The organism is Caballeronia arvi, from assembly GCF_001544695.2.
GTDB lineage: Bacteria > Pseudomonadota > Gammaproteobacteria > Burkholderiales > Burkholderiaceae > Caballeronia > Caballeronia arvi.
Genome location: NZ_FCOM02000016.1, coordinates 48,773 through 63,752, shown reverse-complemented (window position 1 = coordinate 63,752; position 14,980 = coordinate 48,773). Strand labels below are relative to the sequence as shown.

The 14,980-nt window shown below is 64.3% G+C and carries 14 protein-coding genes; 9 read left to right on the top strand and 5 right to left on the bottom strand.

The window, feature by feature from the left end; genetic code table 11:
• From oppB to oxlT, 6 genes are all read left to right on the top strand, one after another.
• Entirely contained in the window at window positions 1-921 is a 921-nt protein-coding gene (oppB, locus tag AWB74_RS19440; protein ID WP_061148368.1) for an oligopeptide ABC transporter permease OppB, read from the top strand.
• Window positions 922-932: 11 nt separating this feature from the next.
• The gene (locus tag AWB74_RS19435) at window positions 933-1,823 is read left to right on the top strand and encodes an ABC transporter permease subunit (RefSeq protein ID WP_061148367.1); all 891 of its coding nucleotides are present in this window, start codon (window positions 933-935) and stop codon (window positions 1,821-1,823) included.
• A 3-nt stretch (window positions 1,824-1,826) separates the two neighbouring features.
• A complete protein-coding gene (locus tag AWB74_RS19430) occupies window positions 1,827-2,813 on the top strand; it encodes an ABC transporter ATP-binding protein (RefSeq protein ID WP_061148366.1) in 987 nt (328 codons plus the stop codon).
• Window positions 2,806-3,789, top strand: coding sequence for a murein tripeptide/oligopeptide ABC transporter ATP binding protein OppF (gene oppF / locus AWB74_RS19425; RefSeq protein ID WP_061148365.1), 984 nt, complete (start codon window positions 2,806-2,808; stop codon window positions 3,787-3,789). The genes AWB74_RS19430 and oppF overlap by 8 nt, the downstream gene beginning before the upstream one ends.
• A 225-nt stretch (window positions 3,790-4,014) precedes the next feature.
• Window positions 4,015-5,421, top strand: coding sequence for an OprD family outer membrane porin (locus AWB74_RS19420; RefSeq protein ID WP_061148364.1), 1,407 nt, complete (start codon window positions 4,015-4,017; stop codon window positions 5,419-5,421).
• A gap of 349 nt (window positions 5,422-5,770) precedes the next feature.
• Complete coding sequence (oxlT, locus tag AWB74_RS19415) at window positions 5,771-7,087, top strand: oxalate/formate MFS antiporter (protein ID WP_200821998.1); 1,317 nt, start codon at window positions 5,771-5,773, stop codon at window positions 7,085-7,087.
• Window positions 7,088-7,273: 186 nt separating this feature from the next.
• Here oxlT and AWB74_RS46430 read toward each other — a convergent pair whose 3' ends face one another.
• The 5 genes from AWB74_RS46430 to hmpA form a co-directional block, all read right to left on the bottom strand.
• On the bottom strand, window positions 7,274-7,450 hold the full coding sequence (locus AWB74_RS46430; RefSeq protein ID WP_160110281.1) for a hypothetical protein: 177 nt from the start codon (window positions 7,448-7,450) through the stop codon (window positions 7,274-7,276).
• Window positions 7,451-7,591: 141 nt separating this feature from the next.
• Complete coding sequence (locus AWB74_RS46960) at window positions 7,592-7,735, bottom strand: hypothetical protein (RefSeq protein ID WP_200821997.1); 144 nt, start codon at window positions 7,733-7,735, stop codon at window positions 7,592-7,594.
• A 78-nt stretch (window positions 7,736-7,813) separates the two neighbouring features.
• The gene (locus AWB74_RS19410; protein ID WP_061148362.1) at window positions 7,814-9,043 is read right to left on the bottom strand and encodes an NnrS family protein; all 1,230 of its coding nucleotides are present in this window, start codon (window positions 9,041-9,043) and stop codon (window positions 7,814-7,816) included.
• An 83-nt stretch (window positions 9,044-9,126) separates the two neighbouring features.
• Window positions 9,127-9,564 carry a carboxymuconolactone decarboxylase family protein gene (locus AWB74_RS19405; RefSeq protein WP_061148361.1) on the bottom strand — a complete coding sequence of 146 codons (438 nt, stop codon included), beginning with the start codon at window positions 9,562-9,564 and terminating at the stop codon, window positions 9,127-9,129.
• A 216-nt stretch (window positions 9,565-9,780) separates the two neighbouring features.
• On the bottom strand, window positions 9,781-10,962 hold the full coding sequence (gene hmpA, locus AWB74_RS19400) for an NO-inducible flavohemoprotein (protein ID WP_061148360.1): 1,182 nt from the start codon (window positions 10,960-10,962) through the stop codon (window positions 9,781-9,783).
• Between the two features lie 124 nt (window positions 10,963-11,086).
• On the opposite strand from hmpA, the gene norR reads away from it, so the two are divergent.
• The 3 genes from norR to AWB74_RS19385 all read left to right on the top strand — a co-directional run bounded on the left by norR (window position 11,087) and on the right by AWB74_RS19385 (window position 14,957).
• Window positions 11,087-12,688: a nitric oxide reductase transcriptional regulator NorR gene (norR, locus tag AWB74_RS19395; RefSeq protein WP_061148359.1), complete on the top strand. Its 1,602-nt coding sequence runs from the start codon at window positions 11,087-11,089 to the stop codon at window positions 12,686-12,688.
• A gap of 382 nt (window positions 12,689-13,070) precedes the next feature.
• A complete protein-coding gene (locus AWB74_RS19390) occupies window positions 13,071-13,682 on the top strand; it encodes a c-type cytochrome (RefSeq protein WP_200822000.1) in 612 nt (203 codons plus the stop codon).
• Between the two features lie 57 nt (window positions 13,683-13,739).
• On the top strand, window positions 13,740-14,957 hold the full coding sequence (locus AWB74_RS19385) for a c-type cytochrome (RefSeq protein ID WP_061148358.1): 1,218 nt from the start codon (window positions 13,740-13,742) through the stop codon (window positions 14,955-14,957).
• The last annotated feature ends 23 nt before the right edge of the window (window positions 14,958-14,980 follow it).

Sequence of the window (14,980 nt, the reverse complement as noted above, 5' to 3'; positions counted from 1 at the left end):
ATGTGGTCTTACACGTTACGGCGCGTGCTGCTCACGCTGCCGACGCTGCTGATCGTCATCACGGTCTGCTATCTGTTGCTGCACGCGACACCGGGCGGCCCGTTCGACGGCGAGCGCAAGGTGTCCGCCGAAGTGCTCGCCAATCTGCAGGCGAAGTATCACCTCGGCGAGCCGCTGTGGAAGCAGTATCTCTATTACCTCGATGGCCTGCTGCACGGCGATCTCGGCGCGTCGTTCCGCTACGCCGACTGGAGCGTGAACGATCTCGTGCTGCGCGCGCTGCCGGTGTCGCTGACGATTGGCGGCGTGTCGATGCTGCTCGCTGTTCTGATCGGCGTCGGGCTCGGCATCGCGGCGGCGCTGCGTCGCAACAGCATCGCCGACTATGCGCTGATGCTCGTCAGCAATGCGGGCAATGCGTTTCCGTCGTTCGTGCTCGGGCCGGTGCTGATCCTCGTGTTCGCGATCCTGCTGAAGTGGCTGCCCGCGGGCGGCTGGAACGACTTCCAGTTGCGCTACATGGCGCTGCCCGTCGCGCTTCTCGTGATGATCAATGTCGCGACCGTCGGCCGCGTGACGCGCGCTAGCCTGATCGAAGTGCTGAACACGAACTACATTCGCACCGCGCGCGCGAAGGGCTTGCCGATGCGGACCATCGTGCTGCGTCATGCGCTGAAACCGACGCTGATTCCAGTCGTATCGGTAATCGGGCCGCTCGCGATCTCGTCGATCACGGCGGCGGTCGTCACGGAATCGGTGTTCTCGCTGCCGGGCATCGGCAAGCTGATCGTGAACGGTGCGGCCAATCGCGATTACACGCTCGTGCTCGGTCTCGTCGTGCTCGTGACGGTCGTGGCCGTGCTGCTCAACCTGCTGGTCGATCTCGCCTACGCGTGGCTCGATCCGAAGATTCGCTATTGAGAGGGCGCGCGATGAAATCTGCTTCTCTTGCTCCCATGCTGGAAAGGGCGGTCGCGGGCCGCAGTCCGTGGCAGGACGCGCGCGCGCGTTTCCTGCGCAACAAGGCCGCGGTCGTGAGCCTGACCTTGCTGGTGCTGATCACGCTCGCGTGCATCATCGGGCCGTGGCTCTTGCCGAACGCATTCGATTCCACCGACTGGAACGCGACGAGCGTGCCGCCGACGCTCGCCAACTGGCATCTCTTCGGCACCGACGACACCGGCCGCGACCTGCTCGTGCGCTGTCTGATCGGCGGACGTGTCTCGCTGATGATCGGCGCGCTCGCCACGTTGACGTCCGTCACGCTCGGCATCGTGTGGGGCGCGATCGCGGGCTTCGTCGGCGGCCGCGTCGATAACGCGATGATGCGCATCGTCGACATGATGTACGCCATTCCGTATCTGCTCATCGCGATCCTGATGGTCACGCTGCTCGGCCGCGAGTTCTATCTCGTCGTCATCACCATCACCATCTTCTCGTGGATGGACATGGCGCGCGTCGTGCGCGGCCAGACGCTCTCGATCCGCTCGAAGGAGTATGTCGAGGCGGCGCGCGCGATCGGCGTGCCGACGCGGCGCATCATCGCGCGGCATGTGGTACCGAATCTGCTCGGCATCGTCGCGATCTACACGACGGTCACCGTGCCCGCCGTGATTCTCACGGAATCCGTGCTGTCGTTCCTCGGCCTCGGCGTGCAGGAGCCGATGACGAGCTGGGGCGTGCTGATACAGGACGGCGTCGGCGTGATGGAGTCGTCGCCGTGGATTCTGCTGTTCCCGGCGGCGTTCCTGTCGATCACGCTTTACTGCATCAACTTTGTCGGCGACGGGCTGCGCGACGCGCTCGATCCGAAGGACAGGTGAGCCATGCCGCTACTCGAAGTCAAGGATCTTCACGTCGAATTCACGACGCACGACGCTGCCGTGCGTGCGGTCAACGGCGTGAATTTCACGCTGGAAGCGGGCGAGACGCTCGGCATCGTCGGCGAATCGGGCTCGGGCAAGAGCCAGAGTATTCTCGCGATGATGAATCTGCTCGCATCGAACGGGCGCGCGCGCGGCCAGGCGTTCTACCGCGGCGAGAATCTCATCGGCATGTCGCACAAGGCGATGAACCGCATCCGCGGCAATCGCCTCTCGATGATCTTTCAGGACCCGATGAGCTCGCTCAATCCGTATCTCACGATCGAGCGGCAGATGACCGAAGTGCTGGAGCTGCACAAGAACGTCACGCGGCGCGAAGCGAAGAAACGCGCGATCTCGATGCTCGAAGCCGTGCGTATTCCCGAAGCGGCGCATCGCATCGGGCAGTATCCGCACGAGTTGTCGGGCGGCATGCGCCAGCGCGTGATGATCGCGATGGCCTTGCTGTGCGAACCCGAAGTGCTCTTCGCCGACGAACCGACCACCGCGCTCGACGTCACCGTGCAGGCGCAAATCCTGCAATTGCTGCGTAACTTGCAGCACGACTTCGGCACGTCGATCGTGCTGATCACGCACGATCTGGGCGTCGTCGCCGGGCTGTGCGAAAAGGTGATGGTGATGTACGGCGGCCGCGTGATGGAACAGTGCGATGCGGCCACGCTCTTCGCGAAGCCGTCGCATCCGTACACCATCGGTTTGCTGCGCGCACTGCCGCGTCTCGATCACGAAGGCGGCGAACTCACCGGCATTCCCGGCAATCCGCCGAACATGGCGCATCCGCCGGCGGGCTGTCCGTTTCACGAACGCTGCGCCGACGCGAGCGCCGAATGCGCGATCGAAGCGCCCGCGCTAAAGGCCATCGAAACGGGCTGGCTTCGGGCTTGTCACCGTCCGGTTCATCTGATCACGAAGGAAACGAGCCATGTCTGACGCGACGATTCTTTCCGTGCGCGACATGCGCGTGCATTTTCAGGTGAAGCCGAAGAACCGCCTGCCGTGGGCGCCGCGCCGCACGCTGAAGGCGGTCGAGGGCGTGAGCTTCGATCTGAAAGCGGGCGAAACGCTCGGCGTCGTCGGCGAATCGGGATGCGGCAAGTCCACGTTGTCGCGCGCGATCCTGAACCTGATTCCCGCGACGAGCGGCGACATCGTGTGGATGGGCGCGACGCTGTCGGGCGCGGGCAAGCGCGAATGGCACCGCGTGCGCGCCGACGTGCAGATGGTCTTTCAGGACCCGCTCGCGTCGCTCGATCCGCGCATGACGATCGGGCAGATCATCGCGGAGCCGCTCGTCGAGCATCGGCCGGGCATGAACAAGCACGAAATCGACGAGCGCGTTCGCGCGATCATGGCCAAAGTCGGCCTGCGCGAGCAGATGATCAACCGCTATCCGCACGAGTTCTCGGGCGGGCAGTGTCAGCGCATCGGCATCGCGCGGGCGTTGATCGTCGAGCCGAAGCTCGTCATCTGCGACGAGCCGGTGTCCGCGCTCGATGTGTCGATTCAGGCGCAGATCGTCAATTTGCTCAAGTCGCTGCAAAAGGAGATGAAGCTCGCGCTCATCTTCATCGCGCACGATCTGGCCGTGGTGCGCCACATCTCCGATCGCGTGATGGTGATGTATCTCGGCCGCGTGATGGAACTCGCCGACAAGCACGCGCTCTACGACACGCCGCGTCATCCGTACACGCGCGCGTTGCTGTCGGCGGTGCCGGTGCCGGACCCGTCGGTGGAGCGCGCGAAGACCGTGCAGATTCTGTCCGGCGATATCCCGAGCCCGATCGATCCGCCTTCGGGCTGCGTATTTCACACGCGCTGCCCGATGGCGCAGGCGCGCTGCTCGCGCGAAGTGCCGGCGCTGCGAACGCTGGGCGCGGGTTCATCGGCGGCGTGCCTGTTTGCGTGACGAGTCAGTCGCGCCAATCAAAACCAATGACATTCGAGGAAGCGACTCCCACGCACTAAAAGAACGCCTGTAGATCAGGGCGGCCCGTGCGCCGCCCGCCTTTCGCCCGTTTGCCCGACAGCCTGAATGCCCCGACGTTTTCATCGACGTTGCGGGCAGGGTGTTTTGCAATCCTTATTTTCGATAAAGCCGTCAGCAGTTGAATCAATAAGTGGAGATCTTTTCGTGAAAAAACAAAAACGTTCACTCGCGCTATCGATTTTGTTGTTCAGCGGGGTCATGGCCGCCGCGTTCGCCGCGCACGCCGATGAAACCGATACCCAGCCGCCGTCACGCCACACCGAAGCGCCACCGGATTCGCCGCCGAATACCGAAGCGGATGCGCCCGTGAGCAATCAGGCGAAGGCGAAGGGTTTTGTCGAGGATTCGCATTTGAATATCCTGATGCGCTCTTTCACCGAGCATGACGAGTTCAAGGGCGCGGGCAAGAAAGACGCGTGGGTGCTCGGCGCGCAGGCCGTGTTCGAATCGGGCTATACGAAAGGATTGATCGGGCTGGGCGCCGACGTGTCGCTCTTTGGCGCGCTCAAGCTCAACGGCGGGCAGGGCGCGGGCAATCGCGTGCATGTTTCGTCGAGCGGGGATCCGAGCGGTGCGAATCAGCTCGCGTGGGCATATCCGGGCGTGTGGGACGTCAAGGCGCGCGTGTCGAACACGGTGCTCAAATACGGTCAGCAGCTCTTCGACAACCCGTTCCTCGTGCCGCACGACAACCGCGCGTTGCCGCCGACGTATCGCGGTTTCTCCCTCGCAAGCGACGAGATCAAGAACCTCACGCTGAAGGCCGGCACGGTCGACGGCGTCATCGCGCGCGGCATGACGACGGTCACCGGCCTCCAGACGGAATACGGCGGCACGCACGTCTCGCGCTTCACGTACTTCGGCGGCGACTGGACGCACGGCGACGATACCTCCGTGTCGCTCTATGGCAGCGTTGCGAACGACGTGTGGCAGCAGTACTACCTGACGGCGACGCAAAGTATCGGCGATCCGAAGCGTATCCAGTGGACGGGCTCACTGAACTACTACTACACCGGCGCGATCGGCGACAAGCGACAAGGCCCGATCACCAACAACGCATACTCGCTCGCGCTCGCCGGCACACACGGCGCGCATACGGTGCAGTTCGCATTCCAGCAGATCGTCAGCGATCAGACGTTCGACTACATGGGCCAATCGGCGGGCGACTATCTCTCGAACTCGCTCGACGTGGATTACAACCAGCCGCACGAAAAATCGGTGAGCCTCTCGTACACGCTCAACATGAAGCAATACGGCGTGCCGGGACTCAAGCTCACGATGTGGAGCGCCTACGGCTGGGGAACCGACGGCAGTTCGATGGCCAACAGCGGCACGGCGCAGGCGGCGAACTACATCATCGACGGTCAGCCGATCCACGGCACGCACTACGAGTTCGGCGTGATCCCGAGCTACACGGTGCCGGACGGCAAGTTCAAGAACACGTCGGTCAAGTTCTACTACATGCATCACCACAGCAACAGCGCGTACTATCCGGACGGCACGAGCGACGTGTTCCGTTTGATGGTCAACGTGCCCGTCAACGTGTTCTAAAAAAGCGCCGAAATAGTCGCAGCGTAAACCCTACAAAAATACCCGTTTACATTACGTTTAACTTTCATTTATAAAGAGAGGGCGTGCTGCGGATTGCCATGTCTCGCCCACGCTCATCGCCCGGCAGGCCTGTCTCTGCCGGGCTTTTTTTTGTCCGCCCAAAGCGCACACACTGCAGCTTTCATGCGCTTACGAGTACTGCGGCTGTAAGTGAAAACCCCGCCATTTCTTTCGCTTGACTTACTTGATATATCACATACTGTGTATATGCGACGCAGCATGAAAACGCGTCGCGAGAGGCGCCGTTCGGCGTCCGATTACACAAGGCAAATTTGCCAAGGAGACAGGCATGGGAATGAACCAGATGGACCGCGAAGACAAGGCGTCGCGCCTGGCGTCGCCGTGGGTGCAGTTGGTTTTCGGCGTCATTTGCATGGCGATGATCGCCAACATGCAGTACGGCTGGACGCTCTTCGTCAATCCGATCGACGAGAAGTATCACTGGGGACGCGCGGCCATTCAGGTCGCCTTCACCATCTTCGTCGTGACGGAAACATGGCTCGTGCCGGTGGAAGGCTATCTCGTCGACAAGTACGGGCCGCGGCCGGTCGTCGTGGGCGGCGGTCTTCTATGCGCGATCGCGTGGGCGCTCAACTCGGTGGCGTCGTCGCTGCCGTTGCTGTATTTCGCGGCGGCGGTCGGCGGTGTGGGCGCGGGCGCGGTCTACGGCACGTGCGTCGGCAACGCGCTCAAGTGGTTCCCGGCGCGGCGCGGACTGGCCGCGGGCATCACGGCGGCGGGCTTCGGCATGGGCTCGGCTGCGACCGTCGTGCCGATCGCGCACATGATCAAGTCGAGCGGCTATGAATCGACCTTCCTCTGGTTCGGTCTCGGCCAGGGTCTCGTCGTGTTCCTGCTCGGCATGGCGCTGTACGCGCCGCCCGCGCAATTGCTCGCGACGGTGAAGAGCACGGTCAAGGCCGCGGTCTACAACGCGAGTCCGAAGCAGGTGCTGGCGTCGCCGATCTTCTGGGTCATGTACCTGATGTTCGTGATGATGGCCGCCGGCGGTCTGATGGCGACTGCGCAGCTCGGGCCGATCGCGAAGGACTTCGGCCTGCACGATTCGCCCGTGTCGCTGCTCGGTCTCACGCTGCCCGCGCTGACCTTCGCGCTTACGATCGACCGCGTGCTCAACGGCCTGACGCGGCCGTTCTTCGGCTGGGTGTCGGACCGCATCGGACGGGAAAACACGATGTTCATCGCGTTCGCGATCGAAGCGGTGGGCATCGTCGCGCTGTCGCGGTACGGGCATGACCCGGTGGCATTCGTCGTGCTGACCGGCATCGTGTTCTTCGCGTGGGGCGAAATCTACAGCCTCTTCCCGGCGACGTGCGGCGACACCTTCGGTCCGAAGTTCGCGGCGACCAACGCGGGTCTGCTCTATACGGCCAAGGGCACGGCTGCGCTGCTGGTGCCATTCTCGAGCGTCATCACGACGATGACCGGAAGCTGGCACGCGGTGTTCATGCTCGCGGCGGGGATGGCGGCGGTATCGGCGCTGCTTGCGCTCTTCGTGCTGAAGCCGATGCGCAATGCGCATACGCAGAAGCATGCGCGCGCTTCATCGCTGGACATGTCGTACACGCCCATCGTGAAGGAGTGATATGGGCTGAGGCGGGCGACCCGGCGTGTCGCCCGTTTTCTACTTATCGAGCTCGCGCTCTCCGCTTTTTGCGACTCATGATGATGCGGCGCAGGCGCCGCATTGCGGATGCGCGTTTTGTCGTGCCGCCGGCAGGTGGTCTCCTCGCTCTCTTATCCCCGTGATTCAGGCGGCACGACGTGCGTCCTACGGCGACGCGCGAAACGAAAGCAGATGACGCCGCGGATTCGATGCGCAGCGCCGGACGACGCAATGCGCGAAGCGCGGCATACGGGCGTCGATACTGGCGATCCGCGCGACGAAGGCCAGCGCACAAGCCGGCGATACGAGAGCGAGCAGAGCCAGACTTACTTGAGCGTTCATGCCAATCTCCAGTCGATGTCGATGTTGCCCGGTGACTGTAGTGTCGTCGCGAGCGGCGCGCGCGCAAACCCGGCTCGCGCGGGGAGTCCGCGATTATTCAGGAGATAGACGAAGCGAGCCCCGCATTGGTGGGGACGACGTTCAGAACCGCGTGCCCACGCTGCAGCCACCGAAGCCGCCGCCGTTGGTCGCAAAGCCGTTGCAGCCAAAAAGGCCGCAACCACCGAGCATGAGGGATGCGGCGACGAGCGCCGCCGCGGCGCAAAGAAAACGAAGGTGTTTCATGGTGACATCGGGAACGGGAAAGCCGAGCGCGAATTCTGGCGGAACACGCTCGTCACCATGTCAAAAAATGTAGCAAGCTCAACCCGGCTTGCCGTCCTCGCGCGCTCGGAAGAGCGGCGCCGCATACGCGGCGACATACAGCGCGAACGCGAGCACCCAGCCGATACCCGCAGCGAAAATCCACGTCGAATGCCATGAAGGCGCAGCGAGCGGCCCGAGCACGCGCAGCGCGCCCGCCGCCATCACGAGGGCATAGCACGCGATATCGCGCTTGTCCGCGACGAGCGGCCGGCCCGTATGCCCGCGCGCGGTACGCGTGATCATCGCGATGATCGCGCCGCCGATCGCGCCCACAGCAAACGCATGCATCGCGAGGCTGTGCGGCACGCGCGTCCATCCGAGCGCGGACAGCGCGAGCAGCGCGAAGCCGAGCGGCAGCCACGCATACGCGAGATGCAGGATCGCGAGAATCGGCCGTCCGCGCACCGCGTACGAGCGCCAGCCGATCATGCGCGCCAGATGCACGCCGCAGGCGAGAAGGGCGAGCGGAGCGACGATCGCGGCATCGAGCGCGAAGGCATCCGCGAAGAACGCGGCGAGCGTGAGCGGCGCGATGGCCGCTTCGACGAACCGCCAGCGCCGCGTGACGAAACCGGGAATCGCGTTGGCGGTGAACATCGGGATCACGCGTCCGCCGATCACGCTGATCAGCAACACGACGATACCCGCCGATGCGTACACGACGCGCATCGCGAGATCGGGACGCGCATCGATCGAAAAGCTGTGGAACGCCGCGTTCAGCGCGCCGAACGCCAGCAGCACCGCAGCGATGAAGTAATTGCGCTGGTTGCCCGCTTTCACGAGCACGCGCAGCAGCAGGCACGCGGCGACGGGCAGGAACGCGCTATCGACGATCGCAGCCGGCAGCGCCGGGCCGCTCCACACGAGCACGCGCCCTGAGAGCCAGAGCAGCGCGAGCGCGGCGAGCGTCGCGCCCTTTGCCGTGTCGCGCCCGGTCCACGCGCGCACGGCGGTCAGCAGAAACCCGGCGACGATGGCCGCCGCGAAACCGAACACCATCTCGTGCGCGTGCCAGCCGATCGGGTCCGCGCGCAGCAGATAGCCGCCGAAGACCGGCACGCCCGACAGCACGAGCAGCCACACGGTCAGCGCCACCGCGCCGAATGCCGCGCCGCACAGATAGAACGGCCGGAAGCCGAGATTGAGCAGCGCGAAGCGCGGCCGATGTTCCGGCTGCCGCCGCTCCGGCGCCGCGGCGAAAACGGTGTTGGGTTCTGCGATCTTCATGACATCCTCACGATGAAACCGTCACTCGCGAGCGAGCAACGAAAGAATCCGCGCCGGCGACATGAAGACGTCTTGCGATGTCATCACGCCGGCATTTTGCGAAACGCGATCGAAAAGCGGTTCCAGCTATTGATCGCGTTGATGAGCAGCGTCAGGTCGACGATTTCCTCGTCCGTGAAATGCGGCTTCACGGCTTCCCACACGGCATCGGGCACGTGATCGTGCGCCACCAGCGTCAACGCTTCGGTCCATTCCAGCGCGGCGCGCTCGCGGTCGGTGAAGAACGGCGTTTCGCGCCACACCACCACCGTCGCCAGCCGCCGATCCGTTTCGCCGCCCTTGCGTGCATCCGTCGTGTGCATGTCGACGCAGAACGCGCAGCCGTTGATCTGCGATGCGCGCAGGCGCACCAGTTCGGTCAACGACTTTTCGAGCGCCGACTTGCCGATGCGCTCTTCGACGCCGAGCATGGCTTTGATCGCGGCGGGGCTGGCTTTGTAGAAATCGAGACGGGGTTCCATCGAAGTATCCTCTTTGCTTGGGTTCGGACCGTGCGCCAGATCGGCGCGGCAAGAGAAGATTAGGCGTCGAGGTGGTTTTTTTAAATGACCGTTTTTGCGGATTTTCAGGTAACCAGTGAATCGCGATCCGAAGCCGTTCGTCGCAGACACGGTGCGCAAAAAAAACCGCGGAGCAAATGCGCCGCGGGTCGAGAGGCGCAGTGTCACGCGCAAAGATCAGTCGAGCGCCGCGGCCGGGCCGAAGAACTCGTAGCGGCTCTGCGTTTCGGGCACGCCGAGCGCCTTCAGATGGCGCTTTACGGCCTTCATGAACGCCTTCGGTCCGAGGAAGTACGCGTCGACATCGCGGTTTTTCGGCAGCCATGTGTCGAGCAGCTTTTCATCGACGAAGCCGATGCCGTGCGCTTCATGATCGCCGTCGCGCTGATGCTCGTAGCAGTAGAAGCGCTTCAACTGCGGATGGCGCGCCGCCAGTTCTTCGATGACCGTGCGGAACGCATGCACGCCGCCGTGCCGCGCCGAGTGGATGAAGTGGACCGGGCGCTTCGTTTCGAGCGCGGCGTGCAGCATCGCGAGCGTAGGCGTAATGCCGACGCCCCCGCTGATCAGCACGAGCGGCTTGTCGCTGGCTTCGAGCTTGAAATCGCCGGCGGGCGGATAGAGATTGAGCACGTCGCTCTCATGCACCTTCTCGTGCAGGAAGTTCGACACCTTGCCGTTCGCTTCGCGCTTCACGCTGATGCGATATTCGCGGCCATTGGGCGCAGCCGACAGCGAGTAATTGCGGCGCAGTTCCACGCCGTCGATGAACACGCGCAGACCGATGTACTGACCCGGATGGAAATCGAGCAGCGGGCCGCCGTCTTCGGGCACGAGATAGAAGGACGTGATTTCGTCGCTTTCTTTCACCTTGCGGGCGACGGAGAACGGCCGCGTGCCGCGCCATCCGCCCGGCGCCTGTTCGCGCTCGCTGTAGATGCCTTCCTCGAGGCCGATCAGCAGGTCGGCGAGTTGGCCGTAAGCGGCCGCCCATGCGTCGATGACGGCGTCGGTGGCGATCTCCTCGCCGAGCACTTCGCGGATCGACGCGAGCAGGCAGCGTCCCACGATCGGATAATGCTCAGGCTGAATATTGAGCGCGACGTGCTTGTTGATGATCTGCCCGACGAGCCCGCCGAGCTTCTCCAGTTCATCGATATGCCGGGCGTATATCAGCACGCCGTTGGCCAGTGCGCGCTGCTGCGCGCCGCTCGCCTGATGCGCCTGATTGAACATCGGGCGCACCTCGGGGTACTCGGTGAGCATCTTGTTGTAGAAGTGTTTGGTGAGCGCCTCGCCGCCGCTTTCCAGAAGAGGGACGGTTGCCTTGACGATGGCGCGGTGTTCTGCTGACAGCATGTTTCGATTCCTCGTGTGATGAAGGCGGGAGCGGGCGCTTCCGCATCGAAAATCTTCGGCAGATTCCTATACACGAACCGTGCCAGAGTAGAATCGTCGATAAATCAATCGCTTAATACTCAACATGGTCGATTCGACTCTTGTCCAAAAGACTACAGAAGTAGTCGCAATGACTTCGCGAGTGCTGCTGGATGCGCTCGTTCCGCTGATCGAAGATCTGTCGGTCGCGATGCCCGATACCGAGCGTTACCGGCGTCTGCTGCACACGCTGCGCGCGCTCTTTCCCGGCGACGCGACCGCGCTTCTGCGGCTCGACGGCGACACGCTCGTGCCGCTCGCCATCGACGGGCTTTCGAGCGACACCCTCGGCCGGCGCTTTCGCGTGAGCGAACATCCGCGATTCGCGCGCATCCTCGCCCGCGAAGAGCCGACGCGTTTTGCCGCGGGCTCCGATCTCCCCGATCCCTACGACGGCCTCGTGAAAGGCGTCAGCGGCAATCTGGAAGTGCACGATTGCCTGGGCTGCCCGCTCGTCATTCACGGGCGCGCGTGGGGTCTGCTCACGCTCGACGCGCTCGATCCCGCGCGTTTCGATGGCATCGACATGGCGTCGCTGCAGGCGTTTCTGAGTCTCGCGGCGGCGACCGTGAGCGTGGCCGAGCGCATCGATACGCTCGCGCGCACGAGCGAGGCGGAGCGCCAGCGCGCGGAGGTGTACCGGCAGGCGAGCGGCCCGCGTCGGCGCGAGATGATCGGCAGCAGCGCGCCGCACAACCGCTTGCAGGAAGAGATCGCGATCGTCGCGTCGAGCGAGCTGACTGTGCTCGTCACCGGGGAAACGGGCGTCGGCAAGGAACTCGTCGCGAGCGAGATCCACGCGCTGTCGCCACGCGCCGATAAGCCGCTCATCAGCCTGAACTGCGCGGCGCTGCCCGATACGCTCGTCGAGAGCGAACTGTTCGGGCATGTGCGCGGCGCGTTCTCGGGCGCGTCGTCGGACCGGCGCGGCAAGTTCGAACTCGCCGACGGCGGCACGCTCTTTCTCGACGAAGTCGGCGAACTGCCGCTGCCCGTGCAGGCGAAGCTCCTGCGCGTGCTGCAGAACGGCCAGTTGCAGCGCATCGGTTCGGACAGCGAGCACAAGGTCGACGTGCGGCTGATCGCCGCGACCAATCGCGATCTCGCCGAGGAAGTGCGCGAGGGGCGCTTTCGCGCGGATTTCTACCATCGGCTGTCGGTGTATCCGCTCGTCGTGCCGCCGCTGCGCGAGCGCGGGCGCGATGTGTTGCTGCTCGCAGGCTACTTTCTCGAAGAGAATCGCTCGCGCCTCGGGCTGTTGAGCCTGCGTCTGTCCGCCGACGCGCAGGCCGCGCTGCTCGCGTACCGCTGGCCCGGCAACGTGCGCGAGCTGGAGCATCTGATCGGGCGCAGCGCGCTGAAGGCGCTCGCGGCGCATCGCGAGCGTCCGCGCATCCTGACGCTGACCGCCGCCGATCTCACGCTGTCCGGCGACGGCGCGCCGGGCACGCCGGAGATCGCGCCCGCTTCGACGTCGTCGTTGCCCGCGCCGGGCGCGGACTTCCGCGAAGCGGTGACGGCCTACGAGCGCACGCTGATCCTCGACGCGCTCAAGCGTCACAACCAGAACTGGGCGTCGGCCGCGCGCGAGCTCGGCATGGATCGCGCGAATCTCAATCGTCTCGCCAGGCGGCTCGGGCTCAAATGAGCAAAGCCGTTGCTTATCCCAAAAAGATGCGATTCATTGTTCAAGCGCAAAAAACGATCAGATGTGTCACACGCATCGCCGCGACGCATTGAGACAATTCTGAATCTGGGAAAAACGGGCGGTCTCTTCTAAGATCAGAAAAGCCAAGCGCAACCCATCGGCAGCAAGTACATTGCAGCGCCTTGAAAAACCGCGTCGGGCGACGCGCATCCTGCGCCCGACAAATCGAACACGGCAAATCGACAACGGGGGTTACGTGCGAAACGTGGCAAAGCGCAGCGCTTTCGTGTTGTCCGCGCTCTTCGCCTTTTTCGGCATCGCGGCGTCGGCGTCGGCCGCGGACGCCCCGGGCGGTGCGCCCCTCGAGCGCGCGCCGGACACGATGCAGGCCCGCGTGATGGGCTGTGCGGCCTGTCACGGCGCGCACGGCGAGGGCACCGACAACGACTACTTCCCGCGTCTGTCCGGCAAGCCCGCCGGCTATCTGTACAACCAGCTTCTCGCGTTCCGTGACGGCCGGCGCAAGTATCCGCCGATGAACTACCTGCTCGCGTATCTGCCGGACGCGTATCTGAAGCAGATCGCCGACTACTTCGCGGGCGAGCGTCCGCCGTTTCCGCCGCCCGCCGCCGTCACCGTCGATGCCAAGACGCTCGATCTCGGCAAGACGCTCGTCACGAAGGGCGATGCGTCGCGCAAGGTGCCCGCGTGCGTGGCCTGCCACGGGACGTCGATGACCGGCATGGAGCCTGCGATTCCCGGTCTGCTCGGCTTGCACCGTGACTACATCAGCGCGCAACTCGGCGCATGGCGCTACGGCACGCGCTCGACCGCCGCGCCCGATTGCATGGGGCAGGTCGCGAAGCTGCTGTCCGAGCGCGACATCACCGCGATCGCCGCCTATCTCGCGTCGCTGCCGGCGCCAGCCAATCCGGTACCCGTCGCCGCCGGCTCGTTCAAGATGCCGCTCGCGTGCGGCAGCGTTCACAACTAACCGAGGACCGACGTGCTCCGATTTCGACATCTCCGAGCGCTGACCGTCGCGGTCTTCATGGCGGCGTGCGCCGCGCCCGTCGGACAGGCCGTGGCGCAGGGCGCGGACCCGGCCACCGTCAAACGCGGCGAATATCTCGCGCGCGCGGGCGATTGCATCGCGTGCCATACGCTGCCCGCGGGCAAGACCTTCGGCGGCGGCCGCCCGATGGACACGCCCTTCGGCACGCTCTACACGCCGAACATCTCGTCGGACAAGGAGACGGGCCTGGGCCAATGGACCGCCGACGAGTTCTACGCCATGATGCACACCGGCAAGTCGCGCGACGGCTCGCTGCTCTATCCGGCGATGCCCTTCGCGTCCTATACGAAGGTGACGCGCGCGGACTCCGACGCCATCTACGCGTTCCTCATGTCCACGCCGGCCGTGCATCAGCCCAACCGCCCGCATGAACTGCGCTTTCCGTTCAACAAGCGGCAACTACTGCTCGGCTGGCGCTCGCTGTTCTTCAAGCAGGGCGAATACGAGCCCGACCCGAAGCAATCGGCGGAATGGAATCGCGGCGCGTATCTCGTCGAAGGTCTGGGGCATTGCTCGATGTGCCATACCGCGATCAACGCGCTCGGCGGCAACGTGACCTCGAAGGCGTTCGAAGGCGGGCTGATCCCGATTCAGAACTGGTACGCGCCGTCGCTCACGTCGAACAAGGAAGCGGGACTCGGTGACTGGAGCATCGACGAAATCGTCGGACTCTTGCACGCGGGCGTGAGCAATCGCGGCGCGGTGTACGGGCCGATGGCCGAAGTTGTCTACGACAGCCTGCAATATCTGACCGAGGACGACGTGCGCGCAATGGCCGTCTATCTGAAGGCGCTGCCCGCGCGCTCCGGCGACAAGTCCGAGCCGCCGAGCCAGGCGGTCGTCGAGCAGAAGACGAGCCTCTCGCCGCTCGGCAAGAAAATCTACGACGCGCAATGCGCCGAATGTCACGCAGCGCAGGGTCAGGGCAAACCGCCCGATTTCCCGCCGCTCGCGAACAACCAGTCGATCGTGATGAATTCGGCCGTGAACCCGATCCGCATGGTGCTGAACGGCGGCTATCCGCCGGGCACGTTCAAGAACCCGAAGCCTTACGGCATGCCGCCTTTCGCGCAGTCGCTTTCCGATGTCGAGGTCGCCGCGGTCGTCACGTATATCCGCACCGCGTGGGGCAATCGCGGCACGCCGGTCACGGTGAAGGAAGTCAACGAATTGCGTTCGGCGCCCCTTTATTGAGCATCGTTTCGAGCATCGACCCA

What these genes read in the sequence shown, in the direction of transcription:
- AWB74_RS19410 (WP_061148362.1), bottom strand. Translation starts at nt 9,043, where the DNA reads ATGAAGATCGCAGAACCCAACACCGTTTTCGCCGCGGCGCCGGAGCGG.
- AWB74_RS46430 (WP_160110281.1), bottom strand. Translation starts at nt 7,450, where the DNA reads ATGAACGCTCAAGTAAGTCTGGCTCTGCTCGCTCTCGTATCGCCGGCT.
- oppB (WP_061148368.1), top strand. Translation starts at nt 1, where the DNA reads ATGTGGTCTTACACGTTACGGCGCGTGCTGCTCACGCTGCCGACGCTG.
- norR (WP_061148359.1), top strand. Translation starts at nt 11,087, where the DNA reads ATGGTCGATTCGACTCTTGTCCAAAAGACTACAGAAGTAGTCGCAATG.
- oppF (WP_061148365.1), top strand. Translation starts at nt 2,806, where the DNA reads ATGTCTGACGCGACGATTCTTTCCGTGCGCGACATGCGCGTGCATTTT.
- AWB74_RS19385 (WP_061148358.1), top strand. Translation starts at nt 13,740, where the DNA reads ATGGCGGCGTGCGCCGCGCCCGTCGGACAGGCCGTGGCGCAGGGCGCG.
- AWB74_RS19430 (WP_061148366.1), top strand. Translation starts at nt 1,827, where the DNA reads ATGCCGCTACTCGAAGTCAAGGATCTTCACGTCGAATTCACGACGCAC.
- AWB74_RS19435 (WP_061148367.1), top strand. Translation starts at nt 933, where the DNA reads ATGAAATCTGCTTCTCTTGCTCCCATGCTGGAAAGGGCGGTCGCGGGC.
- oxlT (WP_200821998.1), top strand. Translation starts at nt 5,771, where the DNA reads ATGGGAATGAACCAGATGGACCGCGAAGACAAGGCGTCGCGCCTGGCG.
- AWB74_RS46960 (WP_200821997.1), bottom strand. Translation starts at nt 7,735, where the DNA reads ATGAAACACCTTCGTTTTCTTTGCGCCGCGGCGGCGCTCGTCGCCGCA.
- AWB74_RS19405 (WP_061148361.1), bottom strand. Translation starts at nt 9,564, where the DNA reads ATGGAACCCCGTCTCGATTTCTACAAAGCCAGCCCCGCCGCGATCAAA.
- hmpA (WP_061148360.1), bottom strand. Translation starts at nt 10,962, where the DNA reads ATGCTGTCAGCAGAACACCGCGCCATCGTCAAGGCAACCGTCCCTCTT.
- AWB74_RS19390 (WP_200822000.1), top strand. Translation starts at nt 13,071, where the DNA reads ATGCAGGCCCGCGTGATGGGCTGTGCGGCCTGTCACGGCGCGCACGGC.